The sequence below is a fragment of the Metasolibacillus fluoroglycofenilyticus genome, from assembly GCF_003049645.1.
GTDB classification, from domain to species: Bacteria; Bacillota; Bacilli; order Bacillales_A; family Planococcaceae; genus Metasolibacillus; species Metasolibacillus fluoroglycofenilyticus.
On sequence record NZ_PYWK01000001.1, the window covers coordinates 935,070 to 950,756 of the forward strand.

The window sequence follows — 15,687 nt, forward strand, 5'->3', positions numbered from 1 at the left end:
GGGGAAATGGAGAGCAATGACAGTGCAAGTATCGACATGTCAAAATGGTGTACGTATTGTATCGGAGCAACTGCCACATGTGCGTTCACTTTCTGTTGGCATATGGGTCAATGCAGGTTCTCGCTATGAGCTACCGGAGGAAAATGGCATTACACACTTTATAGAGCATATGCTTTTTAAAGGAACGAAGACGAAGTCGGCAAAGCAAATTGCTGAAATATTCGACCGTATTGGTGGCGAAATTAATGCCTTCACCTCGAAGGAAAATACATGTTATTATGCGAAGGTGTTAGATCATCATGCCGAACTAGCTGTAACCGTTTTGGCAGATATGTTTTTCAATTCAACATTTACAGCGGAAGATATTGAGCGAGAGCGTCAAGTCGTGTTAGAGGAAATTTATATGAGTGAGGACGCGCCAGATGATGATGTGCATGAAAAGCTATGGGCTGTTATGTATCCAACAGATGCCCTTGGCCGCCCAATTTTAGGAACAGCCGAAACGCTGGCAACCTTTGATGAGGCAATGATTCGTCAATATATGGCGAAGCATTACTGTCCACAAAATATTGTTATATCGGTAGCGGGAAATATTTCAGATGGACTTTTAGCAACGATTGAGCAATTGTTTGGGCAATTTCAGGCAAGTGCTAGTGTAGTGAAGCGAACATTGTCATATCCCGTATTTTCAGCAGGTGAAATCATTAAGGAGCGCGATATTGAGCAAGCACATGTGGCGATTTCATTCCCTGCAATTGGTGTGAAAAATCCTGATATTTATAGTTTAATTGCACTAAATAATATTATTGGCGGCAATATGAGCTCTAGACTATTTCAAGAAGTGCGTGAAGAGCGTGGTTTAGCCTATACAATCTACTCTTATCAGACATCCTACGAAGATGTTGGCTCATTAACGGTTTATGGTAGCACAAGCAAACAGCAGCTAAGTCAGATGCAGCATACGATAGATGCGACATTACTTGATGTTGTAGCAGGTGGTATTACTGAACTAGAGCTAGAAAATGCGAAGGAGCAACTCAAAGGCAGCTTTGTTTTAGGGCTTGAAGGCACAGAAGACCATATGAGCCGAAATGGCTTAAATGAATTAATCCATCAACGTCACCGTTCAGTTGATGAAGTGCTTACTTCAATTGATGCTATTTCAATGGAAACAATCAATGAGTTAATTACAGATATTTTATTGCAGGAACCAGCGATTGCAATAATTGGACCAGAAAACTAAAAAAAGCACTTGAAAGCAAGGTTTTTCACTTGATTTCAAGTGCTTTTTACTTATCAATTACGCCTTGGCTAACTCTAGTCCAGATTTTTTTGGAGCTGTTTAAGATAGAAGTTAATCTGAAACTGTCACGAGGCGTGTCAACGATTACTCGTTGCAAAAAATATGTGCTCCTACGGTTACTCGTCGCAAAAAACATTGCTGAAAGAAGTTAAAATTGTCCAGTGAGGTATGTTGAAAATTCTATTTTAGGCGAACGTTCAAATTGCGCGATGCATATAGTATGGTGAAGCGCTGAAGAGGAGGGAGAATATGCTTTTATCAGAGCTTGCTGACAAAGAGTTAATTGAAATGCAAAATGGTGTTCGCTATGGTTATTTGGCGGATACAGAATGCTTATTTGAGCCGACAACAGGAAAGATTATCGGCTTTGAGCTTATGCCGCAATCGAGGCTGATGTTTCAAAAGCGAAAAACAGGAGCGGCATTTATTCCTTGGGAGGAAATCGTTTTAATCGGAGAGGACCGCATTTTATTTAATCAAACTACAACCGCATTTAGAAGCTATGACCAATGACGGAGCGCTGGTTAGTTATTGGTGCAGACGAAAGAATGAAGGTATTAGCTAAAAATTTAGCAAGTGAGGAACGAACTATTTTTTACAAAAATAAAACAAGTTGGGATGCGGAGCTCAACGCAACCGCTTTGGAGTTTCATCCAGATGTTGTAGTGTTACCTATTCAACCGCTACAAATTGATGTGCAGATTGTACTTGGAATTCAAAAAGCAGTTATGCATGTTGGAAAGCTAGCGCCAGAATGGGAAGTGATTTTAAAGGAACATACGGTGCATCGTTATTTGCAGCAGGAGGCATTTATTTGGCAAAATGCAGCACTAACAGCAGAGGCATTTCTAGCTTATTTTTATGAGCATAAACAGGCTGTGCGTCATAAATGCTTTATAATTACTGGCTTTGGGCGCGTTGCTAAAATGACGGCACATATGCTAAAAAATATGCAGGCAAACGTCATTATTTTAGTGCGCTCTGTTGCCCAGCATTGTGAGGCGTTAGCACTTGGCTACGAATCATACTTATTAGACGATTTTCCGCATATTGAAGGCGTAGCACTAATTAATACGATTCCAGCAAAATGGCTGACGCCAACAATGCGTAAGCAATTTGAGATGCCAATTTATGATTTAGCTTCTGCACCTGGCTGTGTAACGGATAATGTAGAGCATTATACATTACTTGCAGGATTACCTGGGAAATATTTCAGTACAGATGCAGCGCATTTATTAAAGACAGCAATATTAGATTGGAGGGCGCAGCAATGCTTGAAGGTAAACGTATTGGATTAGGTATTACAGCATCGCATTGCACATACGCCGATGTAGTACCTAAGATTGAAGATTTAAAGCAAGCAGGTGCAGAAGTTGTACCAATTATTACCCCATCTGTTTTACATGCCGCGACACGCTTTGGCACTGGGGAGGAATGGATAGCAAAAATAGAAGCAGCAACAGGGCAAAAAGTTATTTCATCCATTGTGGAAGCGGAGCCCTTTGGACCGAAAAATCCATTGGACTGTATGGTTATAGCGCCAATGACAGGGAATTCAATAAGTAAGTTCGCTAATGCCGCGACCGATAGTGCCGTTTTAATGGCAGCAAAGGCAACTTTACGCAACGGCTCTCCTGTTGTGATCGGTGTTTCAACGAATGACGCCCTCGGTTTAAATGGTCAAAATATTATGAAGTTGCTAAATGCAAAAAATATTTATTTTATTCCGTTCGGGCAAGATGATCCAATCCAAAAACCAACATCTCTCATCGCGGATTTTTCAAAAATGGTCGAAACTGTGCATGCGGCCATTTTTTATAAAAAACAATTACAACCAATATTTATACAATTTTTTTAATAATCAAATTAATCCTACACAACTGCAAGGTTTTATGTTACAATAGCCAACATTATGTAACTAGTTTTGAGGAGAGATGAGATTATGACGAAGCAATTGACAGTAGCTGTCGTAGGCGCGACAGGAGCAGTAGGTTCAACAATGATGGAACTTTTAACGAAGCGTAATTTTCCAATTAAGCAAATAAAATTTCTAGCATCTGCACGTTCAGCAGGGAAGAAAATTGAATTTAATAAACAGTCATATACAATCGAAGAAGCAACACCTGAAAGCTTTGAAGGGGTAGATATTGCATTATTTTCAGCAGGTGGCTCCGTATCAGCAGCACTAGCACCTGAAGCAGCGAAGCGCGGAGCAATCGTTGTAGACAATACAAGTCATTTCCGCATGGATCCAGAAGTACCGTTAGTTGTACCTGAGGTCAATCGACAAGCATTAAAGGATATTCCGAAGGGCATTATTGCCAACCCGAACTGTTCAACGATTCAAATGGTCGCAGCATTACAACCAATTCGTGAAAAATTTGGCTTAACAAAAGTAGTTGTTTCTACATACCAAGCTGTATCAGGCTCTGGTATTGCAGCAATTGAAGAGCTACAGACACAAAGCGCACAGTGGGATGCTGGAAAAAATGTTGAAGCGCATATTTTGCCTGCGAAAGCAGATAAAAAGCATTATCCAATTGCGCGCAATGTCATTCCGCAAATTGATAAATTCACAGACAACGGCTATACGTATGAAGAAATGAAAATGATTAATGAAACAAAAAAAATTCTAGAAATGCCTGAATTACAGGTGGCAGCAACTTGTGTGCGTGTGCCGGTAGTATCAGGACATTCAGAATCTGTATATATTGAACTTGAGCAAGAAGCGACAGTGCAAGATATTTTCGAAGTACTGAAAAATGCACCGGGTATCGTATTACAAGATGATATTGCTAATCAACAATATCCGATGCCGATTTTTGCTGAAGGAGAAGACCCTGTATTTGTAGGGCGAGTTCGCCAAGATTTAGACAATAAAAAAGGTTTCCATTTATGGATTGTATCGGACAATTTATTAAAAGGAGCGGCACTAAATTCGATTCAAATTGTTGAAGCAATGATAGAGGAAAACTTATTTTGATTCAGCTATTTGAGGGAAACAATTTATTCAGCAAATATAATAGCGTATTAATTTCAGAAAAATACTTAGTTCAGTTTGGAAGCAGCATATCTGCTGAATCAAAATAAAGCCCTCGGGCATATGATAGATTTTCAAAGGAAGCAGAAGTCTTTCTAAGAAAATCTATAGCTGAGGTGTAATTGATGATAAGAGGTGTAGAAGGATGAATTTAGGTCGAATTGGAACGGCGATGATTACACCGTTCAAAGAGGATGGTACGATTAACTATCCGGAGCTTGAACGAATTATTAATCATTTAATCGATAATGGGACAGATAGCATTATCGCATGTGGAACGACATCTGAAAACCCAACGATGTCGACAGAGGAAAAGATAGAGGTTGTACGCTTCACTGTGGAAAAAGTAGCTGGACGTGTGCCGGTTATTGCTGGAACAGGGGATAATGAAACAGCATACTCCATCATGATGACACATAAAGCGGAGGAAAATGGAGCGGATGGTATTATGCTCGTTGCTCCATATTATAATAAGCCAAATCAACGTGGTATTTATGCGCACTTTGAAACAATTGCGCGTGAAACAAAGCTACCAGTTATGTTATACAATGTACCTGGGCGTACGGCTGTCAATGTTACCTATGAAACGTCAGTTGCTTTAAGCAGAATTCCGAATATTTTATGGATTAAAGAAGCGAGCGGTAACTTAGATCAAATGGGTGATATTATTGAAAATGTGGATAGCAAGGATAATTTCTTAGTTTATAGTGGAGATGATGGTTTAACATTACCGCTTTTAGCAATTGGTGGAGCAGGCATTATTTCAGTTGCTGCGCATGTTGTTGGCAATGATATGCAATTAATGATGCGTGCATTTGAAGAAGGAAAGCATGAGCTAGCTGCAAAAATTCACCGTGCATTATTGCCATTAGTACGCGCGTTATTTGCACAACCAAACCCATCCCCAGTTAAATATGCAATGACAAAATTAGGTTTTGATACATTGGCAGTGCGACTGCCGATGATGGAAATGACAGATGAAGAAAAAGCTGATTTTGATAAAATTTGGGATACGTACCAAGCAAAAATTGAAGCAATTCGTCAAACTTTACCAGTGTGATGCATCACACTGGTTTTTTCGTTCGCTTTATTCAAATTCATTTTTTATGAATTTTTAATTTGTGCTAAAAGAAAACTACACGTATAATGATTGATAAGTGGTTGCTGTTCGGGATAATTTTTAGGAGGAAATCAAGTGACGAAAGTAAAAAATGAAGTAATCCGTATCATCCCTCTAGGTGGGGTTAGTGAAATCGGAAAATCAATGTATGTAATAGAAATTGACGAGGAGCTATTTGTTGTCGACAGTGGGCTTATGTTCCCAGAGGATGAGATGCTCGGGATTGATATCGTCATACCGGATATTACGTATTTAGAAGAAAATAAAGAGCGTGTAAAAGGGATATTCTTAACGCACGGACATGAGGATGCAATCGGTTCAATTGCCTACGTATTGAATAAAATAAAAGCACCCGTATATGGCTCGAAACTAACAGTTGCGCTTGCAAAAGAGCATTTAAAAGAGATGCCTGCACCGCATCCAGTGAAATTTTTTGAAGTGACAAATAAAAGTCGTATGAATTTCAATTCGACGTATGTAACATTTTTCCATACAACACATAGTATCCCCGATTCGCTAGGGATTGTGTTCCATACGTCAGAAGGCGCGATTGTGCATACAGGAGAATTCAAATTTGACCAAGCAGCACAGGGCAAATTTAGACCTGATATAGCAACGATGGCCAAGCTTGGTGAAGAAGGGGTATTTATTTTATTATCTGAATCAACTGAGGCGGAGCGTCCAGGCTATACGACAAGTGAGGCAGTTGTTAGTGAGCAGCTAGCCAAAACATTCCATTCAGCACAGGGACGAATTTTAGTAGCGGTATATGCTTCAAACTTTATTCGTGTGCAACAAGTATTTACACAGGCACAAAGCTCTTTCCGTAAAGTTGCGATTGTCGGTAAATCACTAGAAAAAGTAGTAGAGTTAGGAACATCGCTTGGCTATTTAGATATTGATGAAGATACGCTAATTCCAGTAAGTGATATTCATAAATATGAAGATGATGAAATTATTATTATCGCAACAGGTAACCAAGGCGAACCACTTGAAGCTCTTGATAAAATTGTGCGTAAGCATCATCGTGATATTAAAATTAAACAAACAGATACTGTGTTAATTACATTTACGCCATCTCCAGGAATGGAAGTGCAAATGTATAAAACGATGAACCAGCTTGCAAAAGCTGGGGCTAAGGTGCTATCAGCAGATAAAAAGGTTCATGTTTCTGGACATGGTAGCCAAGAAGATTTGAAATTAATGTTAAATCTGATGCAACCAAAGTATTTTGTGCCAATTCAAGGGGAATACCGCATGTTAATTGCCCATTCCAAATTAGCACAGTCTTTAGGGATGCAAAAATCACAAATTTTTATTGCGGATAAAGGCGATATTGTAGAATATAAAAACGGTAAAATGCGCATGAGTGGTCGTGTTCAGGCAGGCAATGTATTAATCGACGGTATTGGTGTAGGCGATGTTGGTAATATCGTCTTGCGCGATCGCAAACTGCTATCACAGGATGGGATTTTTATTGTTGTTGTTACGCTAAACCGAGCACAAAAGAAAATTGCATCGGGCCCTGAAATATTGTCGCGCGGATTTGTTTATGTACGGGAATCAGAGGAGTTAATGGTCGAAGCATCTGATATTGCACGTGAGGTTATTGAAAAATACGTGAATAAGGATACGTTTGAATGGACAAATATTAAACAAGAAATACGTGATACACTTAATCAATATTTATTCCAAAAAACGAAGCGCCGCCCAATGATTATCCCAATTATTATGGAATATTAAGCGATAAAGGGGGAGCGTCTGAAAAGCGTGCGAGGCACTGCTGTTCAGACGCTTCGTTTGCGTTTTATTAAACTCGTAAGAAAGGAACAGGTGTAATGGCGAACAAAGGAAAGAAAAAACAATTGAAGGCAAATAAAAAAGAATGGCATCCACTTACCTATGAAATTGTTGGTATTTTATGTATTGCTTATGCAATTATTATTTATTTTGAATATGGTATAGTTGGACGCTTTACACAATCAATTGCTTTATTTTTATTTGGCAATTTGCATTTCGTCATCCCGTTTTTACTCGTTTTAGTAGCATCAATGATGATGGTAAGACGACGTGGTGTGACGATGAAAAACCGTGTTGTCATTGGTGTTTTTCTTATGATATGTAGTCTTACTGTGTTTAGCCATAGCCTGCTTTTTGAGGAATTGCATAAGGCGAACGCACTACTATCCAATTCAGTGTTACGTGAAACTTGGCGCCTTTTAATTGAAATGGATGGCGTTGCTAATAGAGGCCAAGCGCTTGGTGGTGGTATAGTGGGCGCATTGCTTTTTAGTGTACTACATGTTTTATTTGACTCGACTGGGGCAAAGGTAGCAGCATGGGTTCTACTATTTATAGGCATCATATTAGTAACAGGCAAAGCGCTTGTTCCGATTATGATGGAAAAAACGCCTGCGCTGAAAAGAAAGCTTGCACGCCCAAAAAAAGAGAAAAAACGCCGTTCGCCCAAATCCGTAACTTCCGAAACGGAGATGCTTGCAACAGAGGAAACGATTGTACATGAAGAGCCAATTATTTCAGCCTTTACGCAACCGCAAATTCGCGAAGAAGAGTCGGAAGTGATTGAAATCGAAATTGAAGAAATACTGGAAGAGCCTGTGCAAATGAATGAATCGGAAAGTCCGTACACATTACCATCAACTCTATTGCTACAATTACCGCCCGCACATGATCAAAGTGGAGAGTATAGCATTATTCAAGCAAACGCTAAAAAACTAGAGCAAACATTGCTAAGTTTTGGGGTAAAGGCAAAGGTGGTTCAAGTGCATTTAGGACCTGCTGTGACAAAATATGAGGTGCTTCCTGATGTAGGAGTAAAGGTAAGTAAAATAGTTAGCTTGCAAGATGACTTGGCATTAGCGCTAGCTGCGAAGGATATTCGTTTAGAGGCGCCAATTCCAGGGAAATCTGCTATCGGAATTGAAGTACCTAATAATGAAGTTGCAATTGTAACATTAAGAGAAGTAATTGAAGTGCCTGAAAACAAGGCATCGAGTAAATTATTGATTAGCTTTGGTCGCGATGTCACAGGACAAGCAATGCTGGCGGAGCTTAATAAAATGCCACATTTACTCGTTGCTGGCTCAACAGGCAGTGGTAAAAGTGTATGTATTAATGGGATAATTATTTCTATTTTACTACGAGCGGCGCCACATGAAGTACGAATGATGATGATTGATCCAAAAATGGTTGAGCTAACAGTATACAATGGTATTCCGCATTTACTTGCACCTGTTGTAACAGATCCACGTAAAGCCGCGCAAGCATTGCAAAAAATTGTTTCTGAAATGGAACGGCGCTATGACCTCTTTTCACATACAGGAACGCGCAACATTGAAGGATATAATGAGCATATTGAGCAGCACAATGCACAAAATATGGAGCAACAAGCTAAATTACCATATATCGTTGTCATTGTAGATGAGCTTGCAGATTTAATGATGGTTGCCTCAAATGAGGTTGAGGATGCGATAACGCGTTTAGCGCAAATGGCACGTGCAGCAGGTATTCATTTAATCATCGCAACACAGCGTCCATCCGTAGATGTTATTACAGGAATTATTAAAGCCAATATTCCATCGCGCATTGCCTTTGCTGTATCCTCTGCTGTTGATTCACGCACAATTTTAGATATGGGTGGCGCAGAAAGATTGCTTGGACGCGGTGATATGCTATTTTTACCAGCGGGAGCCTCCAAACCTGTACGTGTACAAGGAGCCTTTGTATCGGATAAGGAAGTAGAAGCAGTTGTTGATTTTGTTATACAGCAGCAAAAAGCACAATATGAGGAGTCAATGATTCCAACTGAAGTGCCGCAAACAGATATTGCTGAGGAAACGGATGATTTATACGATGAAGCTGTAATGCTTGTGGTTGAGCAGCAAAGTGCCTCGGTATCAATGTTACAACGTCGTTTTCGTATAGGCTATGCAAGAGCTGCACGCATTGTTGATCAAATGGAAATGCGTGGGGTTGTTGGGCCGCCTGATGGTAGTCGACCACGCCAAGTATTGCTAGCAAAATCTAGCATTTCAAGCGAATAGTGATAACAGACTTTTCAGAATGTTATTTCTTCGTTCAAAAATTAATATAAATTTTATGATTCAGTAACACTTTTTAAATAAATGTATTTGCAACAGCAAGTAAAAATGTTATATTGAAAACTAATTAGTAGGAATGTTGTACATCAGATGTCTGATCTCTTTGTTGGTGGTGGTGAAAAAGTGACAATTAAAACAGATCACCGTCATCTATACTTACAAGTGATTGATCGCTTAAAATCAGATATAGAGAAGGGGATTTATCAAGAAAATGAAAAATTACCCTCTGAATTTGAGTTATCCAAATCACTTGGAGTAAGTCGTGCCACTTTACGCGAGGCGCTACGATTGTTGGAGGAAGAAAACGTTATCATCCGTCGACACGGTGTGGGGACATTCATCAACCCTAAGCCAGTATTTACTTCGGGAATTGAACAATTGTCGAGTATTTCATCAATGATTGAGCAAGCAGGAATGACACCGGGCACGATTTTTATAAAAGCGACAGAAGAAAAATCGACTGAGGATGATATAAAGCGTTTTCAAACCGACATTGATGACAATGTGATCACGATTGAACGTGTAAGAACAGCGGATGGGGAGCCGGTTGTTTATTGTATTGATAAAGTACCAGCTAACTATTTACCGCAGCAATTTGTTAATAATCAGGATGTATCTCTTTTTTCAGCACTTGAAAAATCAGGTGCTATCCATGTCAACTATGCGATCACATACATCGATCCTATAGGTTTTCATGAGGAGGTTTCGCCTATTTTAGACTGCGGTCCTGAAACGGCGTTACTCGTCTTGAAGCAACTTCATTACGATGATAATGATCGGGTAGTTTTATATTCTAAAAATTATTTTAGAGCTGATAAATTCAGCTTCCATGTAGTACGAAAAAGGGTGTAGAACAAATTTTATTTCCTGCTAATGACTAAAAAACCTTTCTAGGAGGATTCACTAATGAAAAAACGTAAATTTGGTTTATTAATCTCATCAGTTGTAGCTACAGGTGCGATTTTAGGTGCATGTGGTACAGATGAGGACAAAAATGACAACGCATCAACAAACGAAGGCTCAAACGATAATGGTACTGAAACTTCAACAGGCGGCATTTCAGTAGCGATGGTAACAGACGTAGGTGGCGTTGATGATAAATCATTCAACCAATCTGCTTGGGAAGGTATCCAACAATTTGGTAGCGAAAATGGTTTAACAAAAGGCGATGGTGGTTTTGATTACTTACAATCGGCTTCAGATGCTGACTACAACACGAACTTAAACAGCTTATTACGTCGTGATTTCGACTTAGTATTTGGTGTAGGTTTCTTAATGCAAGATGCAGTTCTTGAAATTGCTAACCAACAAAAAGATGCACAATTAGCAATTATCGATGCAGTAGTAGATGCACCAAACGTAGTATCGGTATTATTTAAAGAGCAAGAAGGTGCTTTCCTTGCTGGTGTAGCTGCAGCTGAAATGTCTCAAACAGGCAAAATCGGCTTTATCGGTGGACAATCAATTCCTGTAATCGAGCGCTTCCACGCAGGCTTCTTAGCAGGTGCAAAAGCTGCAAACCCTGATATCGTAATCGAAGAATATTATGCAGAAGCATTCGATAAAGCTGAATTAGGTAAAACGGCTGCTAACCGCATGTACTCTTCAGGTGTAGACATTATCTTCCACGCTGCTGGTGGTACAGGAAATGGCGTATTTACAGAAGCAAAAGAGCGTAAAGAAAAAGATGCTAATGCAAACGTATGGGTAATCGGTGTAGACGCTGACCAATATGCAGAAGGTCAAGTGGGCGACCATAATATTACATTAACATCTATGTTAAAAGGTGTAGCGCATGCAGTAGTAGATATTTCTAACCGTACACAAGACGGTAACTTCCCAGGTGGAGAAACAATTGTTTATGGCTTAGCTGAAGATGGTGTAGGTCTTGCTGATTCACGTGGTGCGATTACAGATGATGTTTTAGCATCAATTGAAGAATTCAAAGGGAAAATTGCTTCAGGTGAAATCGTAGTACCTGAACATCCAAATGATGTAAAATAATTCAGTTATAATTAATCATCATAGGAGTCTACAGATTCCTATGATGATTTTCTCACTGTAATGGAAGTTTTAACTTCTTTTAGTAGTCTTTATCCCGTATTAGCGGGCAGTAAGACGCCCACTTCGAGACTTGAGTAAAAATCGGCTTAAGGATAATTGGGGGAGGAGGAAACACGCCACTGATTGAAGTTTCACTTTATAGGTGGCAAGCTGAATGCATTTATTGTAATACATAAGGCTAATTCGTTTTGTGTTTTACTAAAGCTAGCAGGAGTTTAAGAGAAATAAATTGAATTACATTGTTTATTAGATGAAAGTTAATAGATGGGGCTGTCGAATCAATCCAAGTGTTAAAAAGACGGATACTTCGACAAAAGTGCGAACTGCTGTCGGGAAACGCAGGATACCCATCTGCTTTCCCGACAGCCCCATGTGTTAATTTTTCTAAATTTAAAATGTGCCTAAAGGAGTGAAACGCTTGGAATACGTGATCGAAATGCTTGGCATCCGAAAAGAATTCGGTGGCTTCGTAGCGAACAATAATATCACCCTCCAATTACAAAAAGGCGAGATTCATGCATTACTTGGTGAGAATGGTGCAGGTAAATCGACTTTAATGAACGTACTTTTTGGACTTTATCAGCCGGAAGCTGGCGAGATTAAAGTACGTGGAAAATCAGTTAAAATTACAGATCCAAATGTGGCGAACGATTTAGGAATTGGAATGGTTCACCAGCATTTTATGTTAGTTGAAAACTTTACTGTAACTGAAAATATTATATTAGGAAGTGAGCCTACAAAAGGCGGTATTGTCAATATTAAAGATGCAGCAAAGAACATTCAGGCGCTTTCTGAAAAATATGGATTAGATGTTGATCCGTATGCGAAAATTGAAGATATTTCTGTTGGGATGCAGCAACGTGTTGAAATCTTAAAAACATTGTATCGTGGTGCGGAAATTTTAATTTTCGATGAACCGACAGCTTCATTAACACCACAGGAAATTCATGAGCTAATCCAAATTATGAGACGCTTAATTTCAGAAGGAAAATCGATTATTTTAATTACGCATAAATTAAAAGAAATCATGGAAGTATCAGACCGCGTTACGGTTATACGTAAAGGTGAAGGAATTGGTACAGTTGTCACATCTGAAACAAATCCAGACCAATTGGCTGAATTAATGGTTGGTCGTCAAGTTGAGTTTAAAACGGAAAAAATTGCTGCCAACCCGACAGATGAGGTATTAAGTATACAAGATTTAGTTGTACTAGATTATCGCGGTATTGAAAAAGTTAAGCAGTTAAATTTATCTGTTCGTAAAGGTGAGATTGTTGGTATTGCAGGGATTGATGGAAATGGTCAGTCTGAGTTGATTGAAGCAATCACAGGTTTACGTAAAATTAAAAGCGGTAAAGTGGTTATGAATGGTCAAGATGTAACGAATAAAAAGCCACGAGAAATTACAGAAACTGGTTTGGGGCATATTCCGCAAGATCGTCATAAGCATGGATTAGTGCTTGATTTCACAGTAGGTCATAACATCGCTTTACAAACGTATTACACGGAGCCAATTTCAAAATTCGGCATTATTGATTATAAAAAAATTACGCAAAAAGCAAATCAAGTAATTGAAGAATTCGACGTTCGTACAGGTCATGGTGAGGCGACATTAGCACGTGCTTTATCAGGTGGTAACCAGCAAAAAGCTATTATCGGTCGTGAAGTTGACCGCGACCCAGAATTGCTTATTGCAGCATTGCCAACACGTGGCTTAGACGTAGGAGCCATCGAGTTTATTCATCGTCGTTTAATTGAGCAGCGCGATAAAGGCAAAGCTGTATTGCTCATTTCCTTTGAATTAGACGAGGTAATGAATGTATCAGACCGCATTGCTGTTATTTATGATGGACAAATTGTTGATACATTAAATGCTAATGAAACGACTGAGCAAGAGCTTGGCTTATTAATGGCTGGTCAGTCGAAAAAAAAAGCAACGATGAAAGGGGACGAATAATATGAGCAATCGCGCAATGAATATTCTCGTTCCTATAATTTCAGTTATTTTAGGATTAATCGTCGGTGCAATTGTAATGGTTGTCTCCGGCTATGATCCAGTTAAGGGATATACTGCGTTATGGAATGGTATTTTTGGAGATGCCTATACGATAGGTGAAACAATTCGGCAAATTACACCGTATTTATTAGCTGGATTAGCGGTTGCCTTCGCATTCCGTACAGGTTTATTTAATATCGGTGTTGAAGGTCAGTTAATTATGGGATGGACTGCAGCAGCTTATGTCGGCTATGCAGTGCAAGGTTTACCTAAAATTATTCATTTGCCGTTAGCACTACTTGCAGCAGCAGCAGCAGGAGCTTTTTGGGCATTTATTGCAGGTTACCTAAAAGCACGCTTTAGTGTGCATGAGGTTATCGTAACGATTATGCTGAACTATACAGCACTTCATATTACGAATGCATTAATTAAATATTGGTCAGGTAGTGACCGTACAGAGCGTATTGCTGATTCAGCATCATTGCGTTCGCCTTGGTTAGAGGGTTTAACAGATTACTCGCGTTTACACTGGGGTATTATTGTTGCGTTAATCATGGTATTTGTCATGTGGTTCTTATTAGAGCGTACGACACGCGGCTTTGAGTTAAAGGCAGTTGGCTTTAACCAAAATGCGGCTGAATATGCAGGGATGAGTGTAAAGAAAAATGTTATTTTAGCAATGACAATTTCAGGCGTATTTGCAGGTTTAGGTGGAGCGATGGAGGCACTCGGTACATTTGGTTATGTATCGGTGAAAGGTGGCTTTACAGGTATCGGTTTTGATGGCATCGCGGTTGCATTACTTGGTGCAAATACACCACTTGGAGTAGTTTTCGGTGCTTCTTTATTCGGTTCGTTAAAATTCGGTGCATTAAATATGCCGAGTGCTGCAGGGATTCCTTTAGAAATCGTATCGATTATTATTGCATTAATTATTTTCTTCGTAGCTTCAGGCTATGTAATTCGCATTGCGTTAGAAAAATTCGGAAAGAAAAAGGAGGGCAAATAATATGAGCTTTTTAGACGTCTTATATTTTATCGTCCCTTCTGCTATATTTTACGCAGCACCTTTAATTTTAGCGGCTATTGGCGGCGTTTTCTCTGAGCGATCTGGTGTTGTTAATATCGGTATTGAAGGTATTATGGTTATCGGTGCTTTTGTAGGGATTGTTTTTAACTTATTTACTTACGAAACATTAGGTAATTTTACACCATGGGCAGCCCTTTTAATGGCGATGGTAGTCGGTGCGATTTTCTCGTTATTATTAGCGGTAGCAGCGATTTCATTCCGCGCTGACCAAACGGTAACTGGGGTAGCATTAAACTTACTTGGAATTGCGGTTGCATTATTCTCTGTAAAAATGATTTTTGAAGGAAGAGGACAAACAGATTTCATTTCAAAGCGTTTTGCTCGTTTTGATATACCAGTGTTATCAGACATTCCTTTTATAGGACGACTTTTATTCCATGATGTATATGGCACATCTATTTTAGCAATTGCAGTAGCCATATTTGCCTGGTTTGTTATTTTTAAAACACCATTTGGATTACGTTTACGCGCAGTTGGTGAGCATCCAATGGCAGCCGACACAATGGGGATTAATGTAACAAAAATGCGCTACATTGCCGTAATGATTTCAGGTGGACTTGCTGGTATTGGTGGTGCGATTTATGCACAGACGATTACTAATGACTTTGGACATGCAACGATTAATGGACAAGGCTTCATGGCAATTGCCGCAATGATTTTCGGAAAATGGCATCCAATTGGTGCAATGGGCGCAGCGCTATTCTTCGGTTTAGCTCAGGCGTTATCTATTGCGGGTGGCTCGATTCCATATGTAAAAGAAATTCCACCAGTATTTTTAACGATTTTACCTTACGTGTTAACAATTTTAGCGCTGGCAGGATTTATCGGTAAAGCGAGTGCACCGAAAGCAAGCGGTCAACCATATATTAAAGGTAAGCGATGAGAGAGGCGTCAAAAAGCAGTGCTGAGGCACTGCTTTTTGGACGTTTCGAGTATGTTTCATGTAAAGTGCT

General features: G+C 39.4%; 13 protein-coding genes. All 13 read left to right on the forward strand.

Annotated features, from left to right (window positions below):
- Positions 1-16 precede the first annotated feature (16 nt).
- Complete coding sequence (locus tag C9J36_RS04155) at positions 17-1,243, forward strand: M16 family metallopeptidase (RefSeq protein WP_107942304.1); 1,227 nt, start codon at positions 17-19, stop codon at positions 1,241-1,243.
- Positions 1,244-1,552: 309 nt separating this feature from the next.
- Positions 1,553-1,816, forward strand: coding sequence for a PRC-barrel domain-containing protein (locus C9J36_RS04160; RefSeq protein ID WP_066170172.1), 264 nt, complete (start codon positions 1,553-1,555; stop codon positions 1,814-1,816).
- Positions 1,813-2,601 carry a dipicolinate synthase subunit A gene (locus C9J36_RS04165; protein ID WP_107942305.1) on the forward strand — a complete coding sequence of 263 codons (789 nt, stop codon included), beginning with the start codon at positions 1,813-1,815 and terminating at the stop codon, positions 2,599-2,601. Before C9J36_RS04160 ends, C9J36_RS04165 begins: the two co-directional genes overlap by 4 nt.
- The gene (locus tag C9J36_RS04170) at positions 2,574-3,161 is read left to right on the forward strand and encodes a dipicolinate synthase subunit B (RefSeq protein WP_066170177.1); all 588 of its coding nucleotides are present in this window, start codon (positions 2,574-2,576) and stop codon (positions 3,159-3,161) included. Before C9J36_RS04165 ends, C9J36_RS04170 begins: the two co-directional genes overlap by 28 nt.
- Before the next feature lie 84 nt (positions 3,162-3,245).
- The gene (locus C9J36_RS04175) at positions 3,246-4,286 is read left to right on the forward strand and encodes an aspartate-semialdehyde dehydrogenase (RefSeq protein WP_066170180.1); all 1,041 of its coding nucleotides are present in this window, start codon (positions 3,246-3,248) and stop codon (positions 4,284-4,286) included.
- A gap of 202 nt (positions 4,287-4,488) precedes the next feature.
- The gene (gene dapA / locus C9J36_RS04180; RefSeq protein WP_066170183.1) at positions 4,489-5,403 is read left to right on the forward strand and encodes a 4-hydroxy-tetrahydrodipicolinate synthase; all 915 of its coding nucleotides are present in this window, start codon (positions 4,489-4,491) and stop codon (positions 5,401-5,403) included.
- A 135-nt stretch (positions 5,404-5,538) separates the two neighbouring features.
- Positions 5,539-7,206: a ribonuclease J gene (locus tag C9J36_RS04185; protein WP_107942306.1), complete on the forward strand. Its 1,668-nt coding sequence runs from the start codon at positions 5,539-5,541 to the stop codon at positions 7,204-7,206.
- A gap of 95 nt (positions 7,207-7,301) precedes the next feature.
- On the forward strand, positions 7,302-9,527 hold the full coding sequence (locus C9J36_RS04190) for an FtsK/SpoIIIE family DNA translocase (RefSeq protein ID WP_107942307.1): 2,226 nt from the start codon (positions 7,302-7,304) through the stop codon (positions 9,525-9,527).
- A gap of 180 nt (positions 9,528-9,707) precedes the next feature.
- Complete coding sequence (locus C9J36_RS04195) at positions 9,708-10,436, forward strand: GntR family transcriptional regulator (protein WP_066170326.1); 729 nt, start codon at positions 9,708-9,710, stop codon at positions 10,434-10,436.
- Positions 10,437-10,490: 54 nt separating this feature from the next.
- Positions 10,491-11,588: a BMP family lipoprotein gene (locus C9J36_RS04200; protein WP_066170192.1), complete on the forward strand. Its 1,098-nt coding sequence runs from the start codon at positions 10,491-10,493 to the stop codon at positions 11,586-11,588.
- A 478-nt stretch (positions 11,589-12,066) separates the two neighbouring features.
- Complete coding sequence (locus C9J36_RS04205; RefSeq protein ID WP_066170194.1) at positions 12,067-13,605, forward strand: ABC transporter ATP-binding protein; 1,539 nt, start codon at positions 12,067-12,069, stop codon at positions 13,603-13,605.
- A 1-nt stretch (position 13,606) separates the two neighbouring features.
- A complete protein-coding gene (locus C9J36_RS04210) occupies positions 13,607-14,653 on the forward strand; it encodes an ABC transporter permease (protein WP_066170197.1) in 1,047 nt (348 codons plus the stop codon).
- Position 14,654: 1 nt separating this feature from the next.
- Positions 14,655-15,617, forward strand: coding sequence for an ABC transporter permease (locus tag C9J36_RS04215; protein WP_107942308.1), 963 nt, complete (start codon positions 14,655-14,657; stop codon positions 15,615-15,617).
- Positions 15,618-15,687 lie beyond the last annotated feature (70 nt).

Excerpts from the sequence above, each read along its gene's own strand:
- C9J36_RS04210 (WP_066170197.1), top strand. The coding sequence starts at position 13,607 with ATGAGCAATCGCGCAATGAATATTCTCGTTCCTATAATTTCAGTTATT.
- C9J36_RS04200 (WP_066170192.1), top strand. The coding sequence starts at position 10,491 with ATGAAAAAACGTAAATTTGGTTTATTAATCTCATCAGTTGTAGCTACA.
- C9J36_RS04160 (WP_066170172.1), top strand. The coding sequence starts at position 1,553 with ATGCTTTTATCAGAGCTTGCTGACAAAGAGTTAATTGAAATGCAAAAT.
- C9J36_RS04165 (WP_107942305.1), top strand. The coding sequence starts at position 1,813 with ATGACGGAGCGCTGGTTAGTTATTGGTGCAGACGAAAGAATGAAGGTA.
- dapA (WP_066170183.1), top strand. The coding sequence starts at position 4,489 with ATGAATTTAGGTCGAATTGGAACGGCGATGATTACACCGTTCAAAGAG.
- C9J36_RS04175 (WP_066170180.1), top strand. The coding sequence starts at position 3,246 with ATGACGAAGCAATTGACAGTAGCTGTCGTAGGCGCGACAGGAGCAGTA.
- C9J36_RS04155 (WP_107942304.1), top strand. The coding sequence starts at position 17 with ATGACAGTGCAAGTATCGACATGTCAAAATGGTGTACGTATTGTATCG.
- C9J36_RS04215 (WP_107942308.1), top strand. The coding sequence starts at position 14,655 with ATGAGCTTTTTAGACGTCTTATATTTTATCGTCCCTTCTGCTATATTT.
- C9J36_RS04170 (WP_066170177.1), top strand. The coding sequence starts at position 2,574 with ATGCTTGAAGGTAAACGTATTGGATTAGGTATTACAGCATCGCATTGC.
- C9J36_RS04190 (WP_107942307.1), top strand. The coding sequence starts at position 7,302 with ATGGCGAACAAAGGAAAGAAAAAACAATTGAAGGCAAATAAAAAAGAA.